The following is a 23,296-nucleotide window of genomic DNA, read 5'->3' as shown; positions in this document are numbered from 1 at the left end:
TCGCTCTCCTCAGGCGCGGTCTGCCACGCGTTCGCCCATGATGCCGGACGGACGGAACACAAGTACGGTGATCAGCACGATGAACGCGAACACATCCTGGTAGTTCGAGCCGAACACACCATTGGTGAGGTCGCCGATATAGCCGGCACCCAGCGCTTCGATCAGCCCCAGCAGCATGCCGCCCACCATGGCGCCAGCCAGGTTGCCGATACCACCCAGCACCGCGGCCGTGAACGCCTTCAGGCCCGGGATGAAGCCCATGTAGAAGTGCGCGTTACCGTAGTTGGTGGCCATCATCACGCCCGCCAGCGCCGCCAGCGCGGCGCCGATCATGAACGTGGCCGAAATCACGAAGTTGGGGTTCACGCCCATCAGGCCCGCCACCTTCTGGTTCTCGGCGGTGGCGCGCATCGCGCGGCCGAGCTTGGTGCGGTTCACCAGGGCCAGCAAGCCAGCCATGACCATCACGGCCAGGCCGATGATGACCATTTCCTTGCCGGTAATGGTGGCGCCGGTGGAGCCGATATCGATCGGTTCCGAAGGCAGCAGCTGCGGGAACGTCAGCGGGTTGCGCGACCAGATCAGCATCCCCATGGTCTGGAGAATGATCGAGACACCGATCGCGGTGATCAGCGGGGCCAGGCGCGGCGCGTTGCGTAACGGCCGGTAAGCCACGCGTTCAATGGTGTACGCGAGAACTGCACAGACGGGCATGGCGATCAGCGTGGCGATCACCAGCGTCAGCCATTCGGGCAGGCCGGGCGCAAATTTCTGCAGCCCCATGATTGCCGACAAAGCGGTCAGCGCGCCAATCATCAGTACGTCGCCGTGAGCGAAGTTGATGATGCCCAGAATGCCGTAGACCATGGTGTAGCCCAGTGCGATCAGCGCGTAGATGCTGCCGAGCACGAGACCGTTCACGATCTGCTGGATAAAGATATCCATGAAAACTCCTGCTTCAGCCCCGCTCCTGCCGGCATGGTGTGGATGCCGCGGATGGGACGGTAATGTTGGATAGGTCGGGTAGTTTGGTAGTCAGTTTGCTGGTGTGCTGCCCGCCCTGTTCCATCCATGGTAAGGATGCTGATAACACGTTGGCGAGACTAAAAAGAACGGCACCGCAAGGTGCTCACGGTGCCGTTCGTATGGGCCGGTAAGCCCCGGTTACATCTTCACGACGTCGAGGACGGACTTCTTCTTGTCCTTGTACTCGTACAACGTGATGGTGCCTTCCTTCATGTCGCCCTTCTCGTCAAAGGCGATGTTGCCGATCACGCCCTTGTAGTTCGTCTTGGGCATTTCGGCCAGGATGGCAGCCGGTTCGGTCGAGTTGGCGCGCTTCATGGCGTCAACGATCACCATGACGGCGTCATAGGTGAACGGTGCGTAGATCTGCACCGGCGAGTTGAAACGGGCCTGGTAGCGCTTCTCGAAATCGGCGCCGGTTTCCATCTTCGACAGGGCCAGGCCAGCTTCCGAGCAGATGATGTTGCTCACTGCATCGCCAGCCAGTTCGGCCACCTTGTCGGTACAGACGCCGTCACCGCCGACGATCTTCGACGAGATGCCCAGTTCCTTGGCCTGCTTGGCGAACGGACCGCCGGTGGCATCCATGCCGCCGTACATGATCACGTCCGGCTTCTTGCCCTTGATCTTGGTCAGAATGGCCTTGAAGTCGGTGGCCTTGTCGTTGGTGGCTTCACGTGCCACCACGTTCACGCCAGCGGCCTTCGCGGTCTTTTCGAACTCGTCGGCCAGGCCCTTGCCGTAGGCGGTGGCATCGTCAACGATGGCCACGCTCTTGGCGTGCAGGCTCTTGGCGGCGAAGTTGGCCAGTGCCGGACCCTGCTGGGCGTCGGTGGCCACCACGCGGTACGTGGTCTTGAAGCCTTGCTTGGTGTAGTCGGGGTTGGTCGACGACGGCGAGATCTGCACGATGCCCGCATCGCTGTAGATCTTCGAGGCCGGGATCGACACGCCCGAGTTCAGGTGACCCACGACGGCCACGACCTTGGCATCCACCAGCTTCTGGGCCACGGAGGTACCGGTCTTCGGATCGGCGGCGTCGTCTTCGCCAACCAGTTCCAGCTTGATCTTCTTGCCGCCGATCTCCAGACCGGTCTTGTTCACTTCCTCGACGGCCAGGCGCGCGCCGTTTTCGTTGTCCTTGCCAAGGTGGGCGATGCCGCCGGTCAGCGGTGCGGCGTGGCCGATCTTGACGACCATATCGCCACCAGCAGCGGCGGGCGCCGCAGCGGCTGCCGGAGCGGATGCTGCCGCATCAGCCGGCTTTTCTTCCTTCTTGCCACATGCAGCGACCAGCGCCACAGCGGCCGCGATCGGCAGAATCTTGGCAAACGTGAATTGCATGAGTGATCTCCTAGGATTCACAAAAACAGGGAAATTAACTACGCCTCCCGGACGTATTCCCTGGACCGCCTTTGTTTAGTTTCAATTTGAAACGCGCGCATTGTATCCCCTTTCTTTGCGGATGCAATACGCGACGCAACAACCTGAACCATTTACCCGCCAATTGAGCTAGGGAATTTCCCCAATGCACCGATTGGGGCAATCAACGCTCATTTGGCAGACCCGTCTGCTACCCTTTCAAGAATCGTGCCTGCTGCGCCTGTAGAGGCGCTTACGGCACGCGGCGGTACCGATTAAGGCATTTCGGCGCCACCTATAATGCTTTCGTATTAATTAGGCATTTCATTCGAAATACGAGGCACTTACTCTAATGTGCAGAATGTAGCGCCGCACCATAATAGGGAAAACCCCATTCCCCGGGATTACCCTGATATTGTCTGCGTATGCGTACAGCCACCCCGCGGATAATCAGGGAAATGCGGCTTTGCGGTTGTTCCAGATTGACTGTAGTTGTTTGCGCAACAGAATGTGTGCGACTGGCAGGATTTACACATGGCACCAGACCGGTGCCGCGACGTAGGCAACGGCTTAAGAGGCGCGGGGCGGGTACAAATGAAAACGCCGCGGGCGGGAGCCAGCGGCGTTCGGTGAAGCAGAGGGCGGGAACGGGTCAGGACTGGACCGATACGCTCGCCAGGCCGCGCGGCAGCGGGAACGACATGTTCTCTTCCACACCTTCCAGTGCGCGCACATTCTTCACACCGAACGTGCGCAGGCGCTCGACGATGGCCTGGGCCAGCGCCTCGGGCGCGGAAGCCCCGGCGGTCAGGCCGATGCGGCGCTTGCCAGCCACCCACTCGGGCTTGAGCTGATCGGGATCGTCAACCATGTACGCCGGCACGCCGAGACGGTCCGCCAGCTCGCGCAGGCGGTTCGAATTCGAGCTGTTCGGGCTCCCCACCACGATCACCACTTCCACCTGCGGCACCATGAACTTCACGGCGTCCTGGCGATTCTGCGTCGCATAGCAGATGTCCTGCTTCTTGGGCTCGCGGATCTGCGGGAACCGCAACTTGAGCGCGGCCACGATCTCGGCGGTCTCGTCCACCGACAGCGTGGTCTGCGTGACATAGGCCAGCTGCGCCGGATTGGCCACGGCCAGCCGGTTCACATCGTCCACGGACTCCACCAGCAGCATGCCGTGCTCGGACTGGCCCATCGTGCCTTCCACCTCGGGGTGCCCCTTGTGGCCGATCATGATGATCTCGCAGCCCTCGGCGCGCATCTTGCCCACTTCCACGTGAACCTTGGTCACCAGCGGGCAGGTAGCGTCGAACACGGTCAGGCCGCGCCGCGTGGCATCCGCACGCACTTCCTTCGACACGCCGTGCGCGCTGAAGATGACCGTGGAGCCGGCCGGCACTTCATCGAGCTCGTCGATGAAGATCGCGCCCTTCTTGCGCAGGTCGGCCACCACATAGGCGTTGTGCACGATCTCGTGGCGCACGTAGATCGGCGCACCAAACAGCGACAGCGCACGTTCCACGATTTCGATCGCGCGATCGACGCCGGCACAGAAGCCGCGCGGCTGCGCCATCAGGATTTCGGCCTCGGCAGAGGTAGTAGTTTCGGTCATGCTGCGTTCCATCGCCACGGCAGACATCAGAGAATTCCGATCAACTGGACGTCAAACAGGATCGTCTGTCCGGCCAGCGGGTGGTTGAAATCGAAGAGTGCAGCGGTCTCGCCGTATTCCTTCAGCACGCCGGCGTACTTGCCGCCGCCAGGCGCATTGAATTCGACGAGATCGCCAGGCGTGTATTCCTCTTCGAACGAGCTGTTCTCGCGCAGCGTGGCCAGCGAGACCCACTGCAGCAGTTCAGGATTGCGCGGGCCGAACGCATGCTCGGCGGCCAGGCGGTACGTAGTGCGGTCACCCTCGGGCATGCCCAGCAGCGCCTGTTCGAGCGTCGGAGCAAACTGCCCCTGGCCCAGCAACAGCGTCGCGGGCTTCTCCTCGAACGTGCTCACGACTTCGGTGCCGTTCTCGAGGGAGATGCTGTAATGAAGAGTCAGGAAGGAATCGGCCTGGACGGTCTTGCGCGTGGGCGTGCCGCTGAGGTCCGCTTCCGGCGCGATATTTTGCAGAGTCATGGGAATCAACCGGTCAACAGCCGCCATTGTATGCGACTGGACCATCCGCCGCCGGGACGGCTACGCCGGCATGTCGGAAATCTTTGACTGTCGCGCACCCCGCCTGGTGCTGGACATCGGCGGGCCGCCCGATTACAGTGTGGCCCGCATCGCGCAGCACGCGATGCCCAGAGCAGGACCGGCCTCCAAGGCGTCGCAGCAACGTGACGCAGGCGTCACCACGCAACAGTCCGCTTCCGAATCTACCGGAAGGCGTTGATTCGTCGCTCGAATCCGGTCTATAATGCTCGTTTCGCTGAAGTACCAACCGCTGCAGTCCGGGCCCGCGCGCCTTTTGTTGATCTGTTGCGAACATTGTCCACGAATAAGATTTAGGAGTGCTTCATGGCACGCGTCTGTCAAGTGACCGGGAAAGCGCCGATGGTCGGCAACAACGTTTCCCACGCAAACAACAAGACCAAGCGCCGTTTTCTGCCCAATCTGCAGAATCGCCGCTTCTTCGTTGAATCGGAAAACCGCTGGGTGAGCCTGCGCGTCTCGAACGCCGGTCTGCGCCTGATCGACAAGAAAGGCATCGACTCCGTGCTCGCAGACCTGCGCGCACGTGGCGAAGTCTAATTAGGAGTACATCATGGCCAGCAAAGGCGGACGCGACAAGATCAAGCTGGAATCGACCGCAGGTACGGGTCATTTCTACACGACCACCAAGAACAAGCGCACCATGCCGGAAAAGATGGAGATCTCGAAGTTCGATCCCGTCGCCCGTAAGCACGTGCCTTACAAGGAAACCAAGATCAAGTAATTGATCTACGGTCTTCAGCCAAAAGCCTCGCAATTTGCGAGGCTTTTTGCTTTCTGGCGCCGTGATGAACGCGATTGCAAGCGCCGTCATGGGCGCATCCCGCGAATGCCGCTCCCTTGCAACCCTTGTCGGACAAGGGAAAGATGTCAGGAGTATTGCAAGCGGGTGTAGACTTGCCAGCTTTCCCCCAACGCTCTTTCGCCCCCGTGCGATCCCCCTGCACCATGAACTTCGATGTCGCGATCGTCGGCAGCGGGCTGGCCGGCCTTACGGTCGCGCTGCAGCTTGCCGACACCCACCGGGTTGTCATCCTCAGCAAACGTGCCATGACGACGGGGGCAAGCGACTGGGCCCAGGGCGGAATCGCCGCCGTGCTCGATTCGGGTGACAGCCATGACGAGCATACGCAGGACACGCTCATTGCCGGTGCGGGGCTCTGCGATGAAGAAGCGACGCGCTATATCGTGGAGCATGGCCGCGCGGCGATCCAGTGGCTGATCGACCGCGGCGTGCCTTTCACGCGCGACGAGCAGGCCGAACTGGGCTTCCATCTGACGCGCGAAGGCGGCCATAGCCGCCGCCGCATCATCCACGCGGCCGATGCCACGGGGCACGCCGTGGTAAGCACGCTGGCCGAACAGGCCCGCAATCATCCGAACATCACGATCCTCGAAGACCAGTTCGCGATCGACCTGATCACGTCGGCCAAGCTGGGCCTGCCGGGCAATCGCTGCTACGGGCTCTATGTGCTCGATGTGGCTACCGACGAGGTTCGCACGATCATGGCCACGCATACGGTGCTGGCCGCTGGTGGTGCGGGCAAGGTCTATCTCTATACGACCAATCCGGACACCGCAACCGGCGACGGCATTGCCATGGCCTGGCGCGCGGGATGCCGGGTGTCGAACATGGAATTCATCCAGTTCCACCCCACCTGCCTCTACCATCCGTATGCGAAGTCGTTCCTGATTTCCGAAGCGGTGCGTGGCGAAGGCGGCCTGTTGAAGCTACCCGACGGCACCCGTTTCATGCCCGAGCACGACGACCGCGCCGAGCTGGCACCGCGCGACGTGGTGGCACGTGCCATCGACTTCGAGATGAAGAAGCGCGGCCTCGATTGCGTGTATCTCGACATCACGCATCAGCCCGAGTCGTTCCTGAAGGAACATTTCCCGACCATCTACGCGCGCTGCCTGGAGTTGGGCATCGATATCACGCAGCAGCCGATTCCCGTGGTGCCCGCCGCGCACTACACATGCGGTGGCGTGGTGACCGATACCGCGGGTCGTACCGACATCGGCAACCTGTATGCGGTTGGCGAAACCGGCTCCACCGGCTTGCATGGCGCCAACCGGCTGGCCTCGAATTCGCTGCTGGAATGCATGGTGATCGGCCAGGCCGCGGCCACCGATATTGCGTCGCAAGGCAAGGCGGGCGTACCCGATATTGCGCTGCCGGCATGGGATGCGAGCCGCGTCTCGGATGCGGACGAGGAAGTCGTGGTTTCGCACAACTGGGACGAGTTGCGCCGCATGATGTGGAACTACGTGGGGATCGTGCGCACCGACAAGCGACTGGAACGTGCGCAACATCGTATTGGCCTGCTGCGCGAGGAGATCGCCGAATACTATGCGAACTTCCGCGTCACCAGCGACCTGCTGGAACTGCGCAACCTCGTGGAAGTAGCGTCGCTGATCGTCGATAGCGCGTACTCAAGACACGAAAGCCGTGGCCTGCATTTCAGCCGCGACTATCCGGAAACGTTGCCGAAGGCGCTGCCGACCGTGCTGCAACCGCTGACGGGCCGCGCGGCCCGCCATCGTCGGCATAAGAACGAGTTCTGACGGACGAGTTGCCACGTGGCCGGCTTCCGGTCACGTGGCAGCCTGACGGTTATCCGTCCGTTACCGACGATTAACCGATGATGCGCAGCGAGTAGTCGGTGGCCCGCACGTCCTTGGTCAGCGCGCCGACAGAGATCCGGTCGACACCAGTCTCGGCGAACTTGCGGATCGTCTCGTAGTTCACGCCACCCGACACTTCGAGCAATGCACGTTCGTGGTTGAGAACCACGGCCTCACGCATCATCTCGAGCGTGAAGTTGTCGATCAGCACCGACTTCGCGCCCGCGTTGAGCGCTTCTTCCAGTTCGGCAATCGATTCGACCTCGATCTGGATCGACGCATCGGTGCCCAGCGCCAGCGCAGCTTCCATGGCGGCCGTGATGCTACCTGCCGCGGCGATATGGTTTTCCTTGATCAGGATGCCATCGTAGAGCGCCAGCCGCTGGTTCTCGCCACCGCCGATCCTGACTGCATACTTCTGCGCCAGACGCAGGCCCGGCAGCGTTTTGCGCGTATCGAGCACGCGCGCACGCGTATCGGCGATCAGGTCCGCATAGCGGCGGGTCACCGTCGCCACACCGGACAGCAGTTGCAGGAAATTCAGCGAAGGACGTTCGGCGGTCAACAACGCCCGCGCCGGGCCCGTGATCTCGCAAACCACATCGTCGGGCGCCATGCGCGCGCCCTCTTCCTTGAGCCACTTCACCTGCAGCCGTTCGTCGACGGCCTTCATGCAGCCCTCGAACCACGGACGACCGCACAATACCGCTGCTTCGCGCACGATCACGCGCGCATGCACGGGCTTGTCGGCCGGCACCAGCAAGCCGGTCAGATCACCAGTACCCACATCCTCGGCGATCGCCGCTTTTACATTGGCTTCCAGCGCGGTCCTGAGCGCCGCGCCGTAGCTGTCGAAAACCGGATTCACGCTCATGCCGGACCTACTCCCTGGAACAACGCCGCTTCCTTGGCAAGGTCTGCGGCGGGACGCACATTGGCCTTCTGTTGCGCAGCGAAATCGAGCATGCGGTCGATACAGACGACGGCACGACGGCCGATATCGGCATCGACATGAATTTCATTGCGGCCGGTCTCCAGGACCTCGGCCAGGTTGGTCAAGGCGTTCATGGCCATCCACGGGCAATGCGCGCAGCTCTTGCAGGTAGCGCTATTGCCGGCGGTGGGCGCCTCGATGAACATCTTGCCCGGCGCGGCCATGCGCATCTTGTGCAGGATGCCGTTGTCGGTGGCCACGATGAACTCGTTGGCGTCGAGCTGTTGCGCGGCGGCAATCAGCTGGCTCGTGGAACCCACCACGTCGGCCTGCTCCACCACATTGGCCGGCGATTCCGGATGCACAAGGATCTTTGCCTTGGGATGCTCGCGACGCAGCAGGTCGAGCTCGATGCCCTTGAACTCATCGTGCACCAGGCACGAGCCCTGCCACAGCAGCATGTCGGCGCCGGTCTGTTTCTGGATATAGCTGCCCAGATGCTTGTCTGGCGCCCACAGGATCTTCTCGCCGCGTGCGTGCAGGTGCTCGACGATCTTGAGGCCGATGCTCGATGTCACCATCCAGTCCGCGCGTGCCTTCACCGCGGCACTGGTGTTGGCATAGACCACCACCGTGCGATCGGGGTGCGCATCACAGAACGCCGTGAACTCATCGGCTGGGCAGCCGAGATCGAGCGAACAGGTCGCATCGAGATCGGGCATCAGGATGGTTTTTTCCGGGCTCAGGATCTTGGCGGTCTCGCCCATGAAGCGCACGCCGGCCACTACCAGCGTCTGCGCCGCGTGGTCCCTGCCGAAGCGAGCCATCTCGAGCGAATCGGAAACGCAACCACCGGTTTCCTCGGCCAGGTCCTGCAGGTCGGCGTCAACATAGTAGTGCGCCACCAGCACCGCATTGCGTTCCTTCAGCAGCCGGCGGATACGGTCCTTCAGCGCGGAGCGTTCATCGGGCGTGAGTGCCGGCGGCACCTTGGCCCAGGCGTGGGCAACACAACTGCCGCCCGCGCCATTTTCGGCATCCACCAGGTTCGGTTTCTCGAACTCGACGGTCTTGATCGATTGAGTCGATTGTGGGGTCATCTCTGCAGTACTCCTCGGCGCACCCGCTTCTCTGCCGCGCTCTCAATTGCGCGGTCTGTGCCATGACATGGGGGAGTTTAGCGAAAAGAAAAGCCCCGCCGGGGGCGGGGCTTTGTAGCCATGACGGGCGCGTCGGCGATTGTATCAGGCGTACCGGCGCAGGCGCAGCGAAAACTCCTGCAGCGCCTGGATACCGCTGGCCTCGGCACGATGGCACCATGCCTGCAGTTGCGCCAGGAGTTGCTCGCGCGTCATGTTCGAGCGGCCCCAGATCACTGCCAGTTCACGTCGCATTTCCACGTACGTGTGCAGCATCTTGTTCTGCTCGGTGATGCTGGCCAGTTGCTGGCGCTGCGGTGCGGCCAGCTTCATTTCCTCGCGGTGGAACCACTTGCGCGCCGGCTTGTAGCTCTTGTACTCGGGCGAGCCACCTTCCTTGTGCTTGCGCAGTTCATCCTTGTACGCGGTCTTGAGCGCCTTGGCGTAACGCGCCATCACGTCGTAGCGGTTGGCGATGATTGCTTCCAGCGTGTTGTGATCCACCGGACGGGCGTCCATCAGGCGAGCCTTCGGCGGGGTCTTCTTGACCTTGGCCAGGCCTACCGACTGCATCGCGCGGATATACCACCAGCCCACGTCGATCTCGTACCACTTGATCGAGAACTTGGCCGAAGTCGGATACGTATGGTGATTGTTGTGCAGTTCCTCGCCACCGATGATGAAGCCCCACGGCGACACATTGGTCGACGCGTCTTCGCAGTCATAGTTGCGATAACCCCACCAGTGGCCCAGGCCATTGATGATGCCGGCGGCATGGATCGGGATCCAGAGCATCTGCACGGCCCACACCGTCATGCCGATCACGCCGAACAGCGCCAGGTCGATGATCAGCATCAGGCCCACGCCCTGCCAGCCAAAGCGCGAATACACATTGCGCTCGACCCAGTCATTGGGCGTGCCATGGCCAAACTTGGCGATGGTTTCCTTGTTCTTGGACTCGGCGCGATACAGCTCGGCGCCTTCGAGCAGCACCTTGCGGATACCGCGCGTCTGCGGGCTATGCGGATCGTCCTCGGTCTCGCACTTGGCGTGGTGCTTGCGGTGGATGGCGGTCCATTCCTTGGTCACCATGCCCGTGGTCAGCCAGAGCCAGAAGCGGAAGAAATGCTGGGCGATCGGATGAAGATCCAGCGACCGGTGCGCCATGCAGCGGTGCAGGAAGATCGTCACACCGGCAATCGTGATGTGCGTCATCACGAGCGTGTAGATCACGATCTCCCACCAGGACCAGTTGGCAAGGCCGTTGGCGGCCCAGTCAAGAATTGTGTCGAACAAACTATGTTCTCCGTCGTAAAACGAATGGTTGCAGCGCGGCACTACTGTACGGCGCACCTGTCGCGCAGAAAAAGGACTGCAAAATCAACGATTGCGATAGCTTTCTGGCGCAGGCGTAACCCTGAGGGGGCCGGGCCGAGGCACGAACCGCTGCAATCTGGCGGTTGTCTGGGGTGGGGCTGCGGGTAGTCGGTATACACCCACGACAACCCGGCATTCTACCGGATCGCAGCGAGAGGGACATCCGCTTTTTCCCCGACTTTGATACACTGCCTTGCGATTCGTTCCGCAGGTGGCTTGTGAGCAACTCAGTCTTGCGCCACGGAAGTTGCCGATAACGCACCAGAAGCCGGGTTCAGCACGCGCAATTCACGCTGCGGATACGGGATTGAAACGCCATGTTGCTGGAACGTACGCCAGATTGCACGGTTCATGGCCGATTGCACCCCGAGCTTGCCGTTCTGCGGATCGGCGATGTTGACGGCAACTTCGTACTCGATACCGCTGTCCGCAAAGGCCACCAGGAACGCCGAGGGAACCGGCTCAGGCAGCACACGTGGAATATCGCGCACACAATCCTGCAACAACGCAATGACGGTTTCAGGGTCGGTGGCGTAGTCGGCCTGCACGCGTACGGCTACCCTCACATTGGTGCCGGAGAACGAATGGTTCTGCACCGATTGCGCCACCAGTTGCTCGTTTGGTACCAGCGTTTCGCCGTCGCCGTTGCGCACCACGGTGTAGCGGGTGCGAATCTGCGACACGATGCCCGTGTACTTGTCGACGGTGATTTGGTCGCCCAGCTTGACCGAGCGGTCCAGCAGGATGATGAAGCCCGAGATGTAGTTACTGGCGATCTTCTGCAAACCCAGACCCAGGCCGACACCCAGCGCGCCGCCGAAGACCGACAGCACGGTCAGGTCAATGCCGACCAGCGACAGGCTCAGCAGTAGCGATACCAGCAGCAGCAACGCCTTGGTAATGCGCGTCAGTACGACCTTGAGGTTCGAGTCCAGGGTCTGGGCGCGCATCAGGCGCTCCTCGAGCCAGGAACCGAACCACATCGCCACCAGCACGGTCAGCAGGATCCAGATCACGCCCAGCAGCGCATCCGCGATGCTGATCGGATGCTTGCCGCCCACCGGGAAGCGCACGGCTTCCATCCACTGCAGTACGTCGGGCAGCAGCCCGACCACATACAGTGCCATGCCGATCCAGACCAGCGTGGTGAGCACCTTCTCCACCAGCACCAGCATGCCGTGAAGTTGCCCGTTGGCGGACATCACGCGGCGCAGGATATAGAACGCGATATAGAGCGAGGCAATGCCGAATAGCGGCACGAGCGCCAGCCGTAGCACGCTGACCGAAGCGAACGGCGCCAGCGCAAAGCGCGCCACCATCACCAGCAGCCAGCCGAACAGCGGGAACATGGCCCGCTCCAGGCTGACCGCGGCCAGGCGCAGTGCAAAGCTTGACGATTCGTAGCGCGCTTCGAGGCGTTTGACCACATGGCGGGCCAGCGGCCATGCAATCAGCAGGCAGACAGCCAGCAGGCCGACCTGCCAGAAGAAGCCCTGCCCGCCCGCGTCATGAATCAGGTCGTCGAGCATCTTGCCCAGCACCGAATGCGAGCGCGTCAGGTCTGCCAGCGTACTTGGGTTCATCGGCCTGCTTTCCACCAATATCCACGCATATTAGCTCTCAACGCGTGCGTTCCAGCACCGCGGCAAAGAAGCCGTCGGTCTGGTGAATGTGCGGATACAACGCCAACATGCCGCTTTCCGCCGGCAAATCGGGCACGGTGATCTTCTGTTCGGCCAGCACTTCCGCAACCGGCACCAGGCGGAAATTTTCGTTCTTTGCCAGGAAATCCTTCACGATGGCTTCGTTTTCCGCACCCAATACGCTGCACGTGGCATAGACGATCCGGCCGCCACCCTTCACGAGCTTGGAAGCAGCTTCCAGAATCGCCGCCTGCTTGGCGCTCAGTTCCACCACCGATTCGGCGCTCTGGCGCCATTTCAGGTCGGGGTTGCGGCGCAGGGTACCCAGGCCGCTGCAAGGTGCATCGATCAGCACACGATCGATCTTGCCCGCCAGTCGCTTGACCTTGCTATCGCGCTCCGAATCGATCAGCACCGGATGTACGTTGGACAAACCGCTGCGTGCAAGGCGCGGCTTCAGGTTGGCGAGGCGCTTTTCCGACACATCGAATGCATAGAGACGGCCGGTGGAACGCATTGCCGCGCCCAGGGCAAGCGTCTTGCCGCCGGCACCCGCGCAGAAGTCGACCACCATCTCGCCACGGCGCGGCGCCACCAAATGGCACAGCAGTTGGCTGCCTTCGTCCTGCACTTCCACGCCGCCATTGATAAACAGCGGCAGCTGGTTCAGCGCTGGCTTGCCCTTGAGACGAATCCCGGCGGGCACCATCGGGGCCGGCTCGGCGGCAATGCCAGCCGTCTCCAGTTCAGCCAGGGCCTCTTCGCGCGTCATCTTGGCGGTATTCACACGCAGGTCCAGCGGTGCGGGACGCAACCACGCATCGCCAATGGCTGCCGTGAAGGCTTCGCCGTGATGCGCTACCAGGTCGTCGTAGAGCCACTCTGGCAGATTGGCGCGCACACGTGGCGCCAGGCTCGAACGTTCGATCGTGGTCAGCCGATCGAGCCATTCGGCTTCATCGGGATGCAGGAATGGCGTCAGCGTGTCGCGACCCAGCGTTGCCGCCAGGCCCAGCAACCCAAGGCGACGGGTGGTCGAACCAGTGCCGCTTTCGGCAAATTGACCAAATTCGACGCGTCGACGCAACACCGCGAAAATTGCTTCAGCGATGATTCCGCGATCACGATGACCAAGTTTGCTATTTTCACGGAAGTAGTAGCTGACTACCGCATCGGACGGGCGCGCGAACAGCAGCACCTTGCCCAGCAGACGGTCGATATGCTGCAGATGGAACGCCTGCAGGGCGCCCGGCGTGCGGGAGCCGTCGGCACCCGGCGTGCGCGCCTTGCGAATCGGACTGGCCTTGCCTTTGTTGCCGCGCGGGCGTTGGCGGTTGTCCTGGGAGGTTTCGGGATGACGACTCATGGCTGTTTTCCTGCCGCTTCGGGCGAGATGGCCATGAACCATTGGGGTTCGGCCGGTTGAACTTGAACGACACCGTCCTGCACATGCAGGCGATCTTCGACGAACCAGCGCACAGCGCGCGGGTATATGACATGTTCGCTATCGAGCAAACGATCGGCCAGCGACTCCGGAGTATCGCCAGGCAGAACATCCAGTGCTGCCTGCATGACGATAGGCCCGTGGTCGAGCTCGGGCGTGACAAAGTGCACGGACGCGCCATGCAGCTTGACGCCTGCCTCGAGCGCCTGCCGGTGCGTATGCAGGCCCGGAAAACTCGGCAGCAGCGACGGATGGATGTTCAGCATCCGGCCCGCGTAGTGCTCAACGAATTCCTGCGTCAGGATCCGCATGAAGCCAGCCAGCACGACGAGGTCGGGCTGATATGCATCAATGGCGTCGCGCATCGCCGCATCGAAGCTCGCGCGATCGGGAAACTGCTTGTGGTCCACCACACCGGTAGCAATACCGTGTGCGGCGGCAAACTGCAGGCCCGACGCATCGGGCCGGTTCGACAGTACTGCGGCCACGCGCGCCGGCCATTGCTCGGCCGCGCAGGCCCGGACAATGGCTTCCATATTGGAGCCACGCCCGGAAATCAATATGACAATATTTTTCATCGCCGCGATTCTACCAAGCTGTTGTCCAAACGCTTGCAATCCGTGCTCATTAGGCACTTAATTAACGCGAAACGCGCACTGCGCAACGCTTTCAGCCATCTGTGCAACAGGAAATACCCCATTGCGACGGATTGTGACGCGCACCCCGCTCTGTTAGAGTGGGCTCTACGTCCACGCTCCGAATCTCAGGATCTCGGTGACAACAAGGACGAAACGGGAAATTAGACGGGAATACGCATGTCGAACGCTGCACCGACTCTGTTGGTGGTCGATGATCATCCTATGGCTCTTTCCGGCACCACCGCATTTCTTGCGGAGGTGATGCCCGACGTCGCAGTCCATGCTGCCGGCAGCGCCAAGGAAGCTCTCCACACGCTGAACCAGGGACTTCGCCCCGATATCGTTCTACTCGATATCTGGCTCAACGACGGAACCGGCTTCGATGCCATGCAGGCATTCAAGACCGTGATTCCTGCCGCGCGGTTCATTTTCATGTCTGCCGAAGCCACGCCTGAAATCGTGGGGCGCGCACGTGCGCTGTCCGCATGCGGCTTCGTCGGCAAGCATCTCGATGCCAACGCCTTCACGGCCGCCGTGCGCAAGGTACTGGCCGGCGATACCAGCTTTCCGTCAGACGAGGCATTGTCCGGCCGCTCGCAGTCCTTCGGACCCGCGCACGGCATTCCGGTCACGCCCGCCGAACTCGGCCTGACGCCGCGCCAGGGTTCGGTGCTGGCACTGGTACTGGAAGGCCTGCCAAACAAGGTCATCGCACGCAAGCTTGGGCTGACCGAAAACACGGTCAAGGAACATGTTTCCGCGATCCTGCAACGCCTGGGCGTGCGTACGCGCATGCAGGTGATGTCGCGCATGGAGCGGTTCCGTCTGCGTCAGTAACGCTAGACAGCGCAAGACACGCAAAACGCCGCCCGAGGGCGGCGTTTGCATTTGTTCCAGGCCACATCCCGACCGCTTTCGCGGTGCTCAGCCCACCGGCAGCCAGCGCCGCAGCAGCAGGCGCAGATTGGCCGGATCCACGGGCTTGGGTAGCACGAAGTAGCCGGCATCCTCGGCCGCCAGCAGCGCGGCCGACTTCAGGTCCCCGGTCAGCAGCGCGCTACGCGCCTGAGGTTGCGTGGTCTGCCAGCGTTCCAGCAGATCGAGGCCGTTTTCGTTACCGGGCAAGCGCAGGTCGCAGAAGATGATGTCCGGCCTCAGGCCCTTGGCAAACAGCACATCGGCTTCCTGGCCGTGCGCGGCGCATGCCACGCGAATTCCCCAGGCTTCCATCAATGCGATCCATGCCTTGCGGATCTGGCTGTCGTCGTCCACCACCAGCACCGTGCCACGCAGGCGATCCTGCCGCGCTTCCTCGGCCTGCGCGTTGGCGCGCATGGCGCGCACGCTGGCAACCGTCTCGCTCGGTACCGGCGCCAGTGCGAACCAGAACACCGAACCCTTGCCTGGTACAGAGCGCACGCCATAGGTCCCGCGCATCAGGCGCACGCATTCCTTGAAGATGGCCAGTCCGAGGCCAAGCCCCTGCGATGGATCGCGCTGCGGGTTATGCACCTGGTAATACGGCGAGAAGATCTCAGGCAGGTGTTCAGGGGTAATGCCCGCGCCGGTATCCCAGACTTCAACACGCACATGCTTGCGGCGCTGCCGCGCGGTGACCAGGATGCCGCCGCGCTTGGTATAGCGCAGCGCGTTCTGCACGAGGTTGAACAGTGCGCGCCGCAGCAGAACCGGTTCGGCCATTGCGTAAAGTTCGTCGGGCACTCGCGGCGTCAGCGTTAGCCCGCTTTCGCGCGCATCGGCCGCGAATTGGCTCATGACATCACTGATCAGCGAATTCAGTTCGCAAGGCTCCAGCGTTGGCAATACCTTGCGGCCTTCGAGTTTGGACAGGTCAAGCAGCGAGCGGAACAGCAGGTCGATGGTCTGCGTACCCGCAGCCACCTGCTCCACCAGCGGATGCAGCGCGCTCGACTGGTTGCGCGCACGCAACGCTTCCACCAGCATCACCAGCGCATGCACGGGCTGCCGCAGATCGTGGCTGGCCGCCGCCAGGAAGCGTGATTTTTCCTCGCTCGCATGCAGTGCCCGTTCCTTCTCTTCCTGGAACTGCTTGGCCAACCGACGGCTTTCCGATTCGAGCTGGATCGCCCGCACCAGCGTGTGTCGCAGGTTCAGCGAATGGCGCGCCAGCATCAGCGCATAGACCACCAGCAGGAACTGCACGAACCCGCCATGGCTGGGAAACGCGAAGTCGGCCAGCAGGATGTTCGGCACCAGGATCGGCACCCCGGCGAACACCAGGTTGGACGGAATCGGCGACTGAGATGTGGCGCCACCGGCCAGCACGCCCAGCGTCAAAAGGTACAGCACGCTCGAAAACACCACCGAGCTGCTGTACAGATGAAGCAACGCCGAGCTTCCCCAGGTGATCCCCGTCAGGAACGCAATGGCCCGCATATTGTTCCACCACTTGCGCGTGTGCGCTGAGCGGCTCATTTTGCCGCTATCGCGCTGGTAGCCGAGGTAGAACCAGGTACCGCCCACGGTCAGCAGCAGCATGGTTGCGCACCAGAGCAGCAGTGCAACGTGGCTCGCTTCGCTCCAGAAAGCCCAGGTGGTCAGGGCAGGCAGCAGTACGGACGAGGCGATCGCGGTGGGCGATACGCGATGGACGGTGGCCAGCAGCTTGGCTCGTGTCTCGGTATCTAGTTGCGGCCCCGGGGGTGGCAGGATCTTGTTAAGCAGCGCGTTCAAGTGTGGCCTGGCATGTTAGGCGACGACATTCCGCTGCAACCGGCTGCGCCAGTTCATGGCGACTGGCGAGGCGAGCGACTGTTACAGGCTACTGTTGCAGGAATCGCGCGGTTCTTGTTCTGAATGGCGCATATCATGCCGCCTTTTGCGGCGCTGCGCCATTGCCGGGCGGCACGATCGCGCACAAATTCGCCGTTTGTGGGCAGCATGCATACAAAGGCGCCGGGCCGCTGCCCACAAAACAGGCAAGCAGGCGGCAAGCGGGGCCATTCGCCTTATAATGCTCGCTTTCCCTAAAACGCTCGTCCGCCGTCCTCGTGAAAGTCTTCCGCGGCCTGCCCAACGCCGAAAGCCGGGCGCCCTGCGCGCTCACCATCGGTAATTTCGACGGTGTGCATCGCGGCCACCAGTCGCTGCTCGCACGTGCGCGCGCTGCCGCCGACGCACGCGGCCTGCCGCTGTGCGTGATGACATTCGAGCCACACCCACGCGAATTCTTCGCGCCCGAGCACGCGCCGACCCGGATTGCCCTGCTGCGCGACAAGCTCGACGCGCTGCGCCGCAACGGCGTCGACCGCGTGGTGGTGGAGCATTTCAACGCCCATTTTGCCGCCCAGTCGCCGCAACAGTTCGTCGAGAATGTGCTCTGGCACGGCCTGCACGCACGTTGGGTGCTGGTGGGGGACGATTTCCGCTTCGGTGCCAGGCGCGCCGGGGACTTTACCTATCTGCAGGAGGCCGGCCGCCAGTTCGGCTTCGATGTGGAGCAGATGGGCTCGGTATCCGAAGGCGGTATCCGCATTTCAAGCTCGGCCGTGCGCCAGGCCCTGGCCGACGGTGACCTTGAACATGCGCGCCGGCTGCTGGGCCATGGCTACGCAATCAGCGGCCACGTGATTCACGGCCGCAAGCTCGGCCGCAATCTCGGCTTCCCGACACTGAACCTCAAGATCACGCACAAGCGCCCGGCCGTCAACGGCATCTTCGTGGTGCAGGTGCATGGTATTGCCGACCACCCGCTGCCGGGCGTGGCCAGCATTGGCGTACGCCCGACCGTCGAGGACGCGGGCCGCGTGCTGCTGGAAGTGCATCTGTTCGACGTCAACCAGAACCTGTACGGCAAGCTGGTGCGCGTGGAATTCATGAAGAAGCTGCGCGATGAAGAGCGTTTCCATTCGCTCGATGCGCTGACCGCCGCGATTGCGAAGGATGCCGAGGACGCCCGCGCGTTCTTCGGCCTGACTGCGCCCGATGCCCGCGGCGGACAGCGCGACTTTGCCACCTCGGCCACCGACCGAATTAGCTAGCGGCCGGTAGCGCGCCGCGGCGCACTACCGGAACCCGCCCTGCCTGACCCCAAACGACACGCGCGCGGCGGCCCTTACCCCGGTCCGCGCCCAACGAATTGCCTCGAGAATTGAACATGTCCGACGACAAACGCGCCAAGCCTGAAAAAAGCAAGTATCCGGTCAACCTGCTGGATACCCCGTTCCCGATGCGCGGCGACTTGCCCAAGCGCGAGCCGCAGTGGGTCAAGCAGTGGCAGGACAAGCAGCTCTACAAGAAGATCCGCGCCGCGCGCAAGGGCGCGAAGAAGTTCGTGCTGCACGACGGCCCGCCGTATGCCAATGGCGATATCCACATCGGCCATGCGGTGAACAAGGTCCTCAAGGACATGATCATCAAGGCGCGCGGCCTGACCGGGCTCGACGCCGTCTACGTGCCGGGCTGGGACTGCCATGGCATGCCGATCGAGATCCAGATCGAGAAGCAGTTCGGCAAGGGCCTGCCGGTGCAGGAAGTCCAGGCCAAGGCGCGCGCCTACGCCACCGAGCAGATCGCCCGCCAGAAGAAGGATTTCGAACGCCTGGGCGTGCTCGGCGACTGGGACAATCCGTACCTGACCATGAACTTCAGCAACGAAGCCGATGAGCTGCGCGCGCTGGGCAAGATCATGGAAAAGGGCTACGTGTTCCGCGGCCTGAAGCCGGTGAACTGGTGCTTCGATTGCGGCTCGGCGCTGGCCGAGGCGGAAGTCGAGTACAAGGACAAGGTCGACCTGTCGATCGATGTCGGCTTCCCGTTCGCAGAGACGGACAAGATCGCCCACGCGTTCCACGTGCCGCTCGCGCAGTTGCAAGGCAAGCCGGGCTGGATCGTGATCTGGACCACCACGCCGTGGACGATCCCGTCGAACCAGGCGCTGAACATGCACCCGGAAGTGGAATACGCGCTGGTCGATACGCCGCGCGGCTTCCTGATCCTGGCGAAGGACCGCGTCGAGGAACAGCTCAAGACCTACGCGCTGGAAGGCTCGATCGTGGCCACCGCGCGTGGCGATGCGCTGACCGAAGTCCGCTTCCACCATCCGCTGGCAAAGATGGACGCCGGCTATGCGCGCACTTCGCCGGTGTACCTGGGCGACTACGTGACCACCGACACCGGCACCGGCATCGTTCACTCGGCGCCTGCCTATGGCGTGGAAGACTTCCAGTCGTGCAAGGCGCACGGCATGCCCGATGCCGACATCATCAGCCCGGTGATGGGCGATGGCGTCTACGCCAGCACGCTGCCGCTGTTCGGCGGCCTGTCGATCTGGACCGCAAACCCGAAGATCGTGGAAGTACTGCGCGAATCGGGCAACCTGTTCAACTCGCACAAGTACGAGCACAGCTACATGCACTGCTGGCGTCACAAGACGCCGATCATCTATCGCGCCACCTCGCAGTGGTTCGCGGGCATGGACGTCGATCCGGTCGACAACGGCCCGACGCTGCGGGAATCCGCGCTGGCCGGCATCGAAGCCACCGAGTTCTACCCCGCATGGGGCAAGCAGCGCCTGCACAACATGATCGCCAACCGCCCGGACTGGACGCTGTCGCGCCAGCGCCAATGGGGCGTGCCGATGGCTTTCTTCATCCACAAGGAAACCGGCGCACTGCACCCGCGCACGCCGGAGTTGCTCGAGGAAGTGGCAAAGCGCGTCGAGAAAAGCGGTATCGAGGCCTGGCAATCGCTGGACCCCAAGGAACTGCTTGGCGATGAAGCCGCGCTGTACGAGAAGAACCGCGATACGCTCGACGTCTGGTTCGATTCGGGCACCACGCACTGGACCGTGATCCGCAGCTCGCACCGCGACGAACTCTATGATCCGTCCGCCGACACGCCTGACGGCCGCCTGGCCGACCTGTACCTCGAAGGGTCGGACCAGCACCGCGGCTGGTTCCACTCGTCGCTGCTGACCGCGTCGATGCTGTACGGCAAGCCGCCGTACAAGGCGCTGCTGACACACGGCTTCACGGTCGACGGCGAAGGCCGCAAGATGTCGAAGTCGGTGGGCAACACGGTGGCACCGCAGGACATCTCCAACAAGATGGGCGCGGAAATCATCCGCCTGTGGGTGGCGTCGACCGACTACTCGGGCGAACTGTCGATCTCCGAGGAGATCCTCAAGCGCGTGGTGGAAGGCTATCGCCGCATCCGCAACACGCTGCGCTTCCTGCTGTCCAACCTGGCCGACTACGACCATGCCAAGCACGCGTTGCCGGCATCGGAATGGCTTGAGATCGACCGCTACGCGGTGGCACTGACCGAGCGCCTGCAGAAGGAAGTGCTGTCGCACTACCAGGCCTACGAGTTCCACCCGGTAGTGGCCAAGCTGCAGACGTTCTGCTCCGAAGATCTGGGCGGCTTCTACCTGGACGTGCTGAAGGACCGCCTGTACACCACCGCTGCCGACTCGAAGGCACGCCGCGGTGCGCAGAACGCGCTGTATCACATCACCCAGGCGATGCTGCACTGGATGGCGCCGTTCCTGTCGTTCACGGCCGAGGAAGCGTGGCAGATCTTCGCCCATGGCACCGAACACACGGACACGATCTTCACGAGCACGTACTACGAGGTGCCGTCGGTGGACGATGCCGACAACCTGCTGCAGAAGTGGCACGAGATCCGTACCGTACGCGCCGAAGTCACGCGCCAGCTGGAAGCCGTGCGCGTGGAAGGCGATATCGGTTCGTCGCTGCAGGCCGAGGTCACGATTGCCGCCGGTGGTCCGGTACTGGCCGCGCTGCAAAGCCTGGCCGACGACCTGCGCTTCGTGCTGCTGACATCGGCCGCCAAGGTCACCGCGGCGCCTGAAGGCGGCGACCTGCTGGTAACGGTCACGCCGTCGCAGCATGCCAAGTGCGAGCGCTGCTGGCACTACCGCGCCGACGTGGGCCACAACCCCGAGCACCCCACCATTTGCGGCCGCTGCGACAGCAACCTGTTCGGCGCCGGTGAACACAGGAGCCACGCCTGATGGCATCGTCTTCCACCCGTTCCTCGCGCCCGACCCCGGTGCGCAGCAAGAGCAAGGGCAAGGGCAGCAGCAACGTCACGCCGTGGCTGTGGATGGCCTTTGCGTTGCTGGTGGTCATGATCGACCAGTTCTTCAAGGTGGTGATCACGCGGTCGTTCACCTACGGCGAATCGCGCCCGGTCACCAGCTTCTTCAACCTGGTACTGGTCTATAACAAGGGGGCCGCATTCAGCTTCCTGGCCGATGCGGGCGGTTGGCAGCGCTGGTTCTTCACGCTGCTGGGCGTGGTGGTGGGAGCGTTCATCGTCTGGCTGCTGTATCGCCATACGGGCCAGAAGCTGTTTTGCCTGGCGGTGTCACTGATCCTCGGCGGCGCCGTTGGCAACGTCGTGGATCGCATCATCCACGGCCATGTGATCGACTTCCTGGACTTTCACCTGCGCAACACGCACTTCCCGGCCTTCAACGTGGCGGACTGTGCGATCACGGTCGGCGCGGTACTGCTGATCGTCGATGAATTGCGACGCGTAAGGCGGCACTGACGCACCACTTCCGGTACTCCCCTCTCCCGCGCTGCGGGAGAGGGGAGCCAAACAAGTCGCACCTCCCTGCGCATCCTTCCTGCCAGCGGTATCATGCGGAACTCCAGTTTCTGAAGAGTCCTTCCCATGGATTTGCGCGGCAAGCATATCGTCCTTGGCCTGACCGGCGGCATCGCCTGCTACAAGTCGGCCGAGCTGGTTCGGCTGCTGACCAAGGCCGGCGCCACCGTGCAGGTGGCGATGACCGAGGCGGCAACCCATTTCATCACGCCAGTCACGATGCAGGCGCTGTCCGGGCGCCCGGTATTCCTGTCGCAATGGGATGCCCGCATCGACAACAACATGGCCCATATCGACCTCTCCCGCGAGGCCGATGCCATCCTGATTGCCCCCGCTTCCACCGATTTCCTGGCCAAGCTGGCCAACGGCCTCTGCGACGACCTGCTGACCACGCTGTGCATCGCGCGTGAATGTCCGCTGCTGGTGGCGCCGGCGATGAATCGCCAGATGTGGGCCGCGGCTCCGACACAGCGCAATGCCGCACAGCTGCGCGCGGATGGTGTGGCAATTCTGGGGCCCGGAACCGGCGACCAGGCTTGCGGCGAAATCGGCGATGGCCGGATGCTGGAGCCGGAAGAACTGGTCGAAGACCTGATCGCGTTCTTCCAGCCCAAGCCGCTGACCGGCAAGCGCGTGCTGATTACCGCCGGCCCGACCTTCGAGGCCATCGATCCGGTGCGCGGCATCACCAATCTGTCATCGGGCAAGATGGGCTTCTCGATTGCCCGCGCCGCGCGCGAGGCCGGCGCCGACGTATTGCTGGTGGCTGGCCCCACCGCATTGCCCACGCCGCGTGGCGTGGTGCGTACCGACGTGCGCAGTGCCCAGCAGATGCATGATGCCGTGATGGCGCAACTGCGCGATGTCGATGTCTTTGTGGCCGTGGCGGCCGTGGCCGACTGGCGCCCCGCCGAAGTCGCGCAGCAGAAGCTCAAGAAAGCCAACGACAGCGATACGCCGACGCTGCAGTTCGTGCAGAACCCCGACATCCTGGCCGCCGTGGCCGCGCGTGCCGATGCGCCCTACTGTGTGGGCTTCGCGGCCGAGAGCGAGAACCTCGAGCAGTATGGCGAGCAGAAGCGCCAGCGCAAGCGCGTACCGTTGCTGGTGGGCAATATCGGCCATCACACCTTTGGCCTCGACGACAACGAGATTGTGCTGTTCGATGCCAATGGCATGACGCGCCTGCCGCGTGCCGACAAGCTGTCGCTGGCGCGCGAGCTGGTCAATGCAATCGGCCAGCGCCTGCCGCGCAAACCTGTCTAACTCGC

The 23,296-nt window shown here is 62.8% G+C and carries 19 protein-coding genes; 8 read left to right on the top strand and 11 right to left on the bottom strand.

Translation table 11 applies throughout. From position 1 onward, the window contains the following. Nucleotides 1-9: 9 nt before the first annotated feature. From ACO550_RS10185 to ACO550_RS10170, 4 genes are all read right to left on the bottom strand, one after another. Nucleotides 10-945, bottom strand: a complete 936-nt coding sequence (locus ACO550_RS10185; RefSeq protein ID WP_315597338.1) for an ABC transporter permease subunit — start codon at nucleotides 943-945, stop codon at nucleotides 10-12. Between the two features lie 219 nt (nucleotides 946-1,164). Continuing rightward, entirely contained in the window at nucleotides 1,165-2,370 is a 1,206-nt protein-coding gene (locus ACO550_RS10180) for an ABC transporter substrate-binding protein (protein WP_315597339.1), read from the bottom strand. A 670-nt stretch (nucleotides 2,371-3,040) separates the two neighbouring features. Further along, on the bottom strand, nucleotides 3,041-4,033 hold the full coding sequence (gene ispH, locus ACO550_RS10175) for a 4-hydroxy-3-methylbut-2-enyl diphosphate reductase (RefSeq protein ID WP_315597340.1): 993 nt from the start codon (nucleotides 4,031-4,033) through the stop codon (nucleotides 3,041-3,043). Further along, complete coding sequence (locus tag ACO550_RS10170) at nucleotides 4,033-4,524, bottom strand: FKBP-type peptidyl-prolyl cis-trans isomerase (RefSeq protein ID WP_315597341.1); 492 nt, start codon at nucleotides 4,522-4,524, stop codon at nucleotides 4,033-4,035. The genes ispH and ACO550_RS10170 overlap by 1 nt, the downstream gene beginning before the upstream one ends. A gap of 384 nt (nucleotides 4,525-4,908) precedes the next feature. Here ACO550_RS10170 and rpmB point away from each other — a divergent pair, with 384 nt between their 5' ends. The 3 genes from rpmB (at nucleotide 4,909) to nadB (ending at nucleotide 7,170) form a co-directional block, all read left to right on the top strand. Beyond that, complete coding sequence (rpmB, locus tag ACO550_RS10165; protein ID WP_006575661.1) at nucleotides 4,909-5,142, top strand: 50S ribosomal protein L28; 234 nt, start codon at nucleotides 4,909-4,911, stop codon at nucleotides 5,140-5,142. 13 nt (nucleotides 5,143-5,155) lie between these two features. After that, on the top strand, nucleotides 5,156-5,326 hold the full coding sequence (gene rpmG / locus ACO550_RS10160) for a 50S ribosomal protein L33 (RefSeq protein WP_008644909.1): 171 nt from the start codon (nucleotides 5,156-5,158) through the stop codon (nucleotides 5,324-5,326). A gap of 224 nt (nucleotides 5,327-5,550) precedes the next feature. Beyond that, nucleotides 5,551-7,170 (top strand): L-aspartate oxidase, encoded by a 1,620-nt coding sequence (gene nadB / locus ACO550_RS10155; protein WP_315597342.1) that lies wholly within the window; start codon nucleotides 5,551-5,553, stop codon nucleotides 7,168-7,170. 70 nt (nucleotides 7,171-7,240) lie between these two features. On the opposite strand, the gene nadC is transcribed toward nadB, so the two are convergent. The 6 genes from nadC to purN form a co-directional block, all read right to left on the bottom strand. Then, nucleotides 7,241-8,104 (bottom strand): carboxylating nicotinate-nucleotide diphosphorylase, encoded by an 864-nt coding sequence (gene nadC, locus ACO550_RS10150; protein WP_315597343.1) that lies wholly within the window; start codon nucleotides 8,102-8,104, stop codon nucleotides 7,241-7,243. Next, nucleotides 8,101-9,264: a quinolinate synthase NadA gene (gene nadA, locus ACO550_RS10145; RefSeq protein ID WP_315597344.1), complete on the bottom strand. Its 1,164-nt coding sequence runs from the start codon at nucleotides 9,262-9,264 to the stop codon at nucleotides 8,101-8,103. The genes nadC and nadA overlap by 4 nt, the downstream gene beginning before the upstream one ends. 144 nt (nucleotides 9,265-9,408) lie before the next feature. Next, nucleotides 9,409-10,599 (bottom strand): DesA family fatty acid desaturase, encoded by a 1,191-nt coding sequence (locus ACO550_RS10140; RefSeq protein WP_315597345.1) that lies wholly within the window; start codon nucleotides 10,597-10,599, stop codon nucleotides 9,409-9,411. Between the two features lie 308 nt (nucleotides 10,600-10,907). After that, on the bottom strand, nucleotides 10,908-12,263 hold the full coding sequence (locus ACO550_RS10135) for a mechanosensitive ion channel family protein (protein ID WP_315597346.1): 1,356 nt from the start codon (nucleotides 12,261-12,263) through the stop codon (nucleotides 10,908-10,910). Nucleotides 12,264-12,300: 37 nt separating this feature from the next. Next, complete coding sequence (locus ACO550_RS10130) at nucleotides 12,301-13,689, bottom strand: methyltransferase domain-containing protein (RefSeq protein ID WP_315597347.1); 1,389 nt, start codon at nucleotides 13,687-13,689, stop codon at nucleotides 12,301-12,303. Next, complete coding sequence (gene purN, locus ACO550_RS10125; protein ID WP_315597348.1) at nucleotides 13,686-14,345, bottom strand: phosphoribosylglycinamide formyltransferase; 660 nt, start codon at nucleotides 14,343-14,345, stop codon at nucleotides 13,686-13,688. Before purN ends, ACO550_RS10130 begins: the two co-directional genes overlap by 4 nt. A gap of 237 nt (nucleotides 14,346-14,582) precedes the next feature. On the opposite strand from purN, the gene ACO550_RS10120 reads away from it, so the two are divergent. Next, nucleotides 14,583-15,242: a response regulator gene (locus ACO550_RS10120; protein WP_061952869.1), complete on the top strand. Its 660-nt coding sequence runs from the start codon at nucleotides 14,583-14,585 to the stop codon at nucleotides 15,240-15,242. Between the two features lie 87 nt (nucleotides 15,243-15,329). Here the strand turns inward: ACO550_RS10120 and ACO550_RS10115 are convergent, their stop codons facing one another. Beyond that, on the bottom strand, nucleotides 15,330-17,120 hold the full coding sequence (locus tag ACO550_RS10115) for a hybrid sensor histidine kinase/response regulator (RefSeq protein WP_315597349.1): 1,791 nt from the start codon (nucleotides 17,118-17,120) through the stop codon (nucleotides 15,330-15,332). Between the two features lie 317 nt (nucleotides 17,121-17,437). On the opposite strand from ACO550_RS10115, the gene ACO550_RS10110 reads away from it, so the two are divergent. From ACO550_RS10110 to coaBC, 4 genes are all read left to right on the top strand, one after another. Next, the gene (locus tag ACO550_RS10110; RefSeq protein ID WP_315597350.1) at nucleotides 17,438-18,427 is read left to right on the top strand and encodes a bifunctional riboflavin kinase/FAD synthetase; all 990 of its coding nucleotides are present in this window, start codon (nucleotides 17,438-17,440) and stop codon (nucleotides 18,425-18,427) included. A 116-nt stretch (nucleotides 18,428-18,543) separates the two neighbouring features. Next, a complete protein-coding gene (gene ileS, locus ACO550_RS10105; RefSeq protein WP_315597351.1) occupies nucleotides 18,544-21,423 on the top strand; it encodes an isoleucine--tRNA ligase in 2,880 nt (959 codons plus the stop codon). After that, entirely contained in the window at nucleotides 21,423-21,965 is a 543-nt protein-coding gene (gene lspA / locus ACO550_RS10100; RefSeq protein WP_315597352.1) for a signal peptidase II, read from the top strand. The genes ileS and lspA overlap by 1 nt, the downstream gene beginning before the upstream one ends. A 126-nt stretch (nucleotides 21,966-22,091) precedes the next feature. Beyond that, a complete protein-coding gene (coaBC, locus tag ACO550_RS10095) occupies nucleotides 22,092-23,291 on the top strand; it encodes a bifunctional phosphopantothenoylcysteine decarboxylase/phosphopantothenate--cysteine ligase CoaBC (protein ID WP_315597353.1) in 1,200 nt (399 codons plus the stop codon). Nucleotides 23,292-23,296 lie beyond the last annotated feature (5 nt).

It is taken from the genome of Cupriavidus sp. (assembly GCF_057315035.1).
The sequence above is the reverse complement of the archived record's forward strand: the minus strand, read 5'-3'. Positions and strand labels throughout refer to the sequence as shown.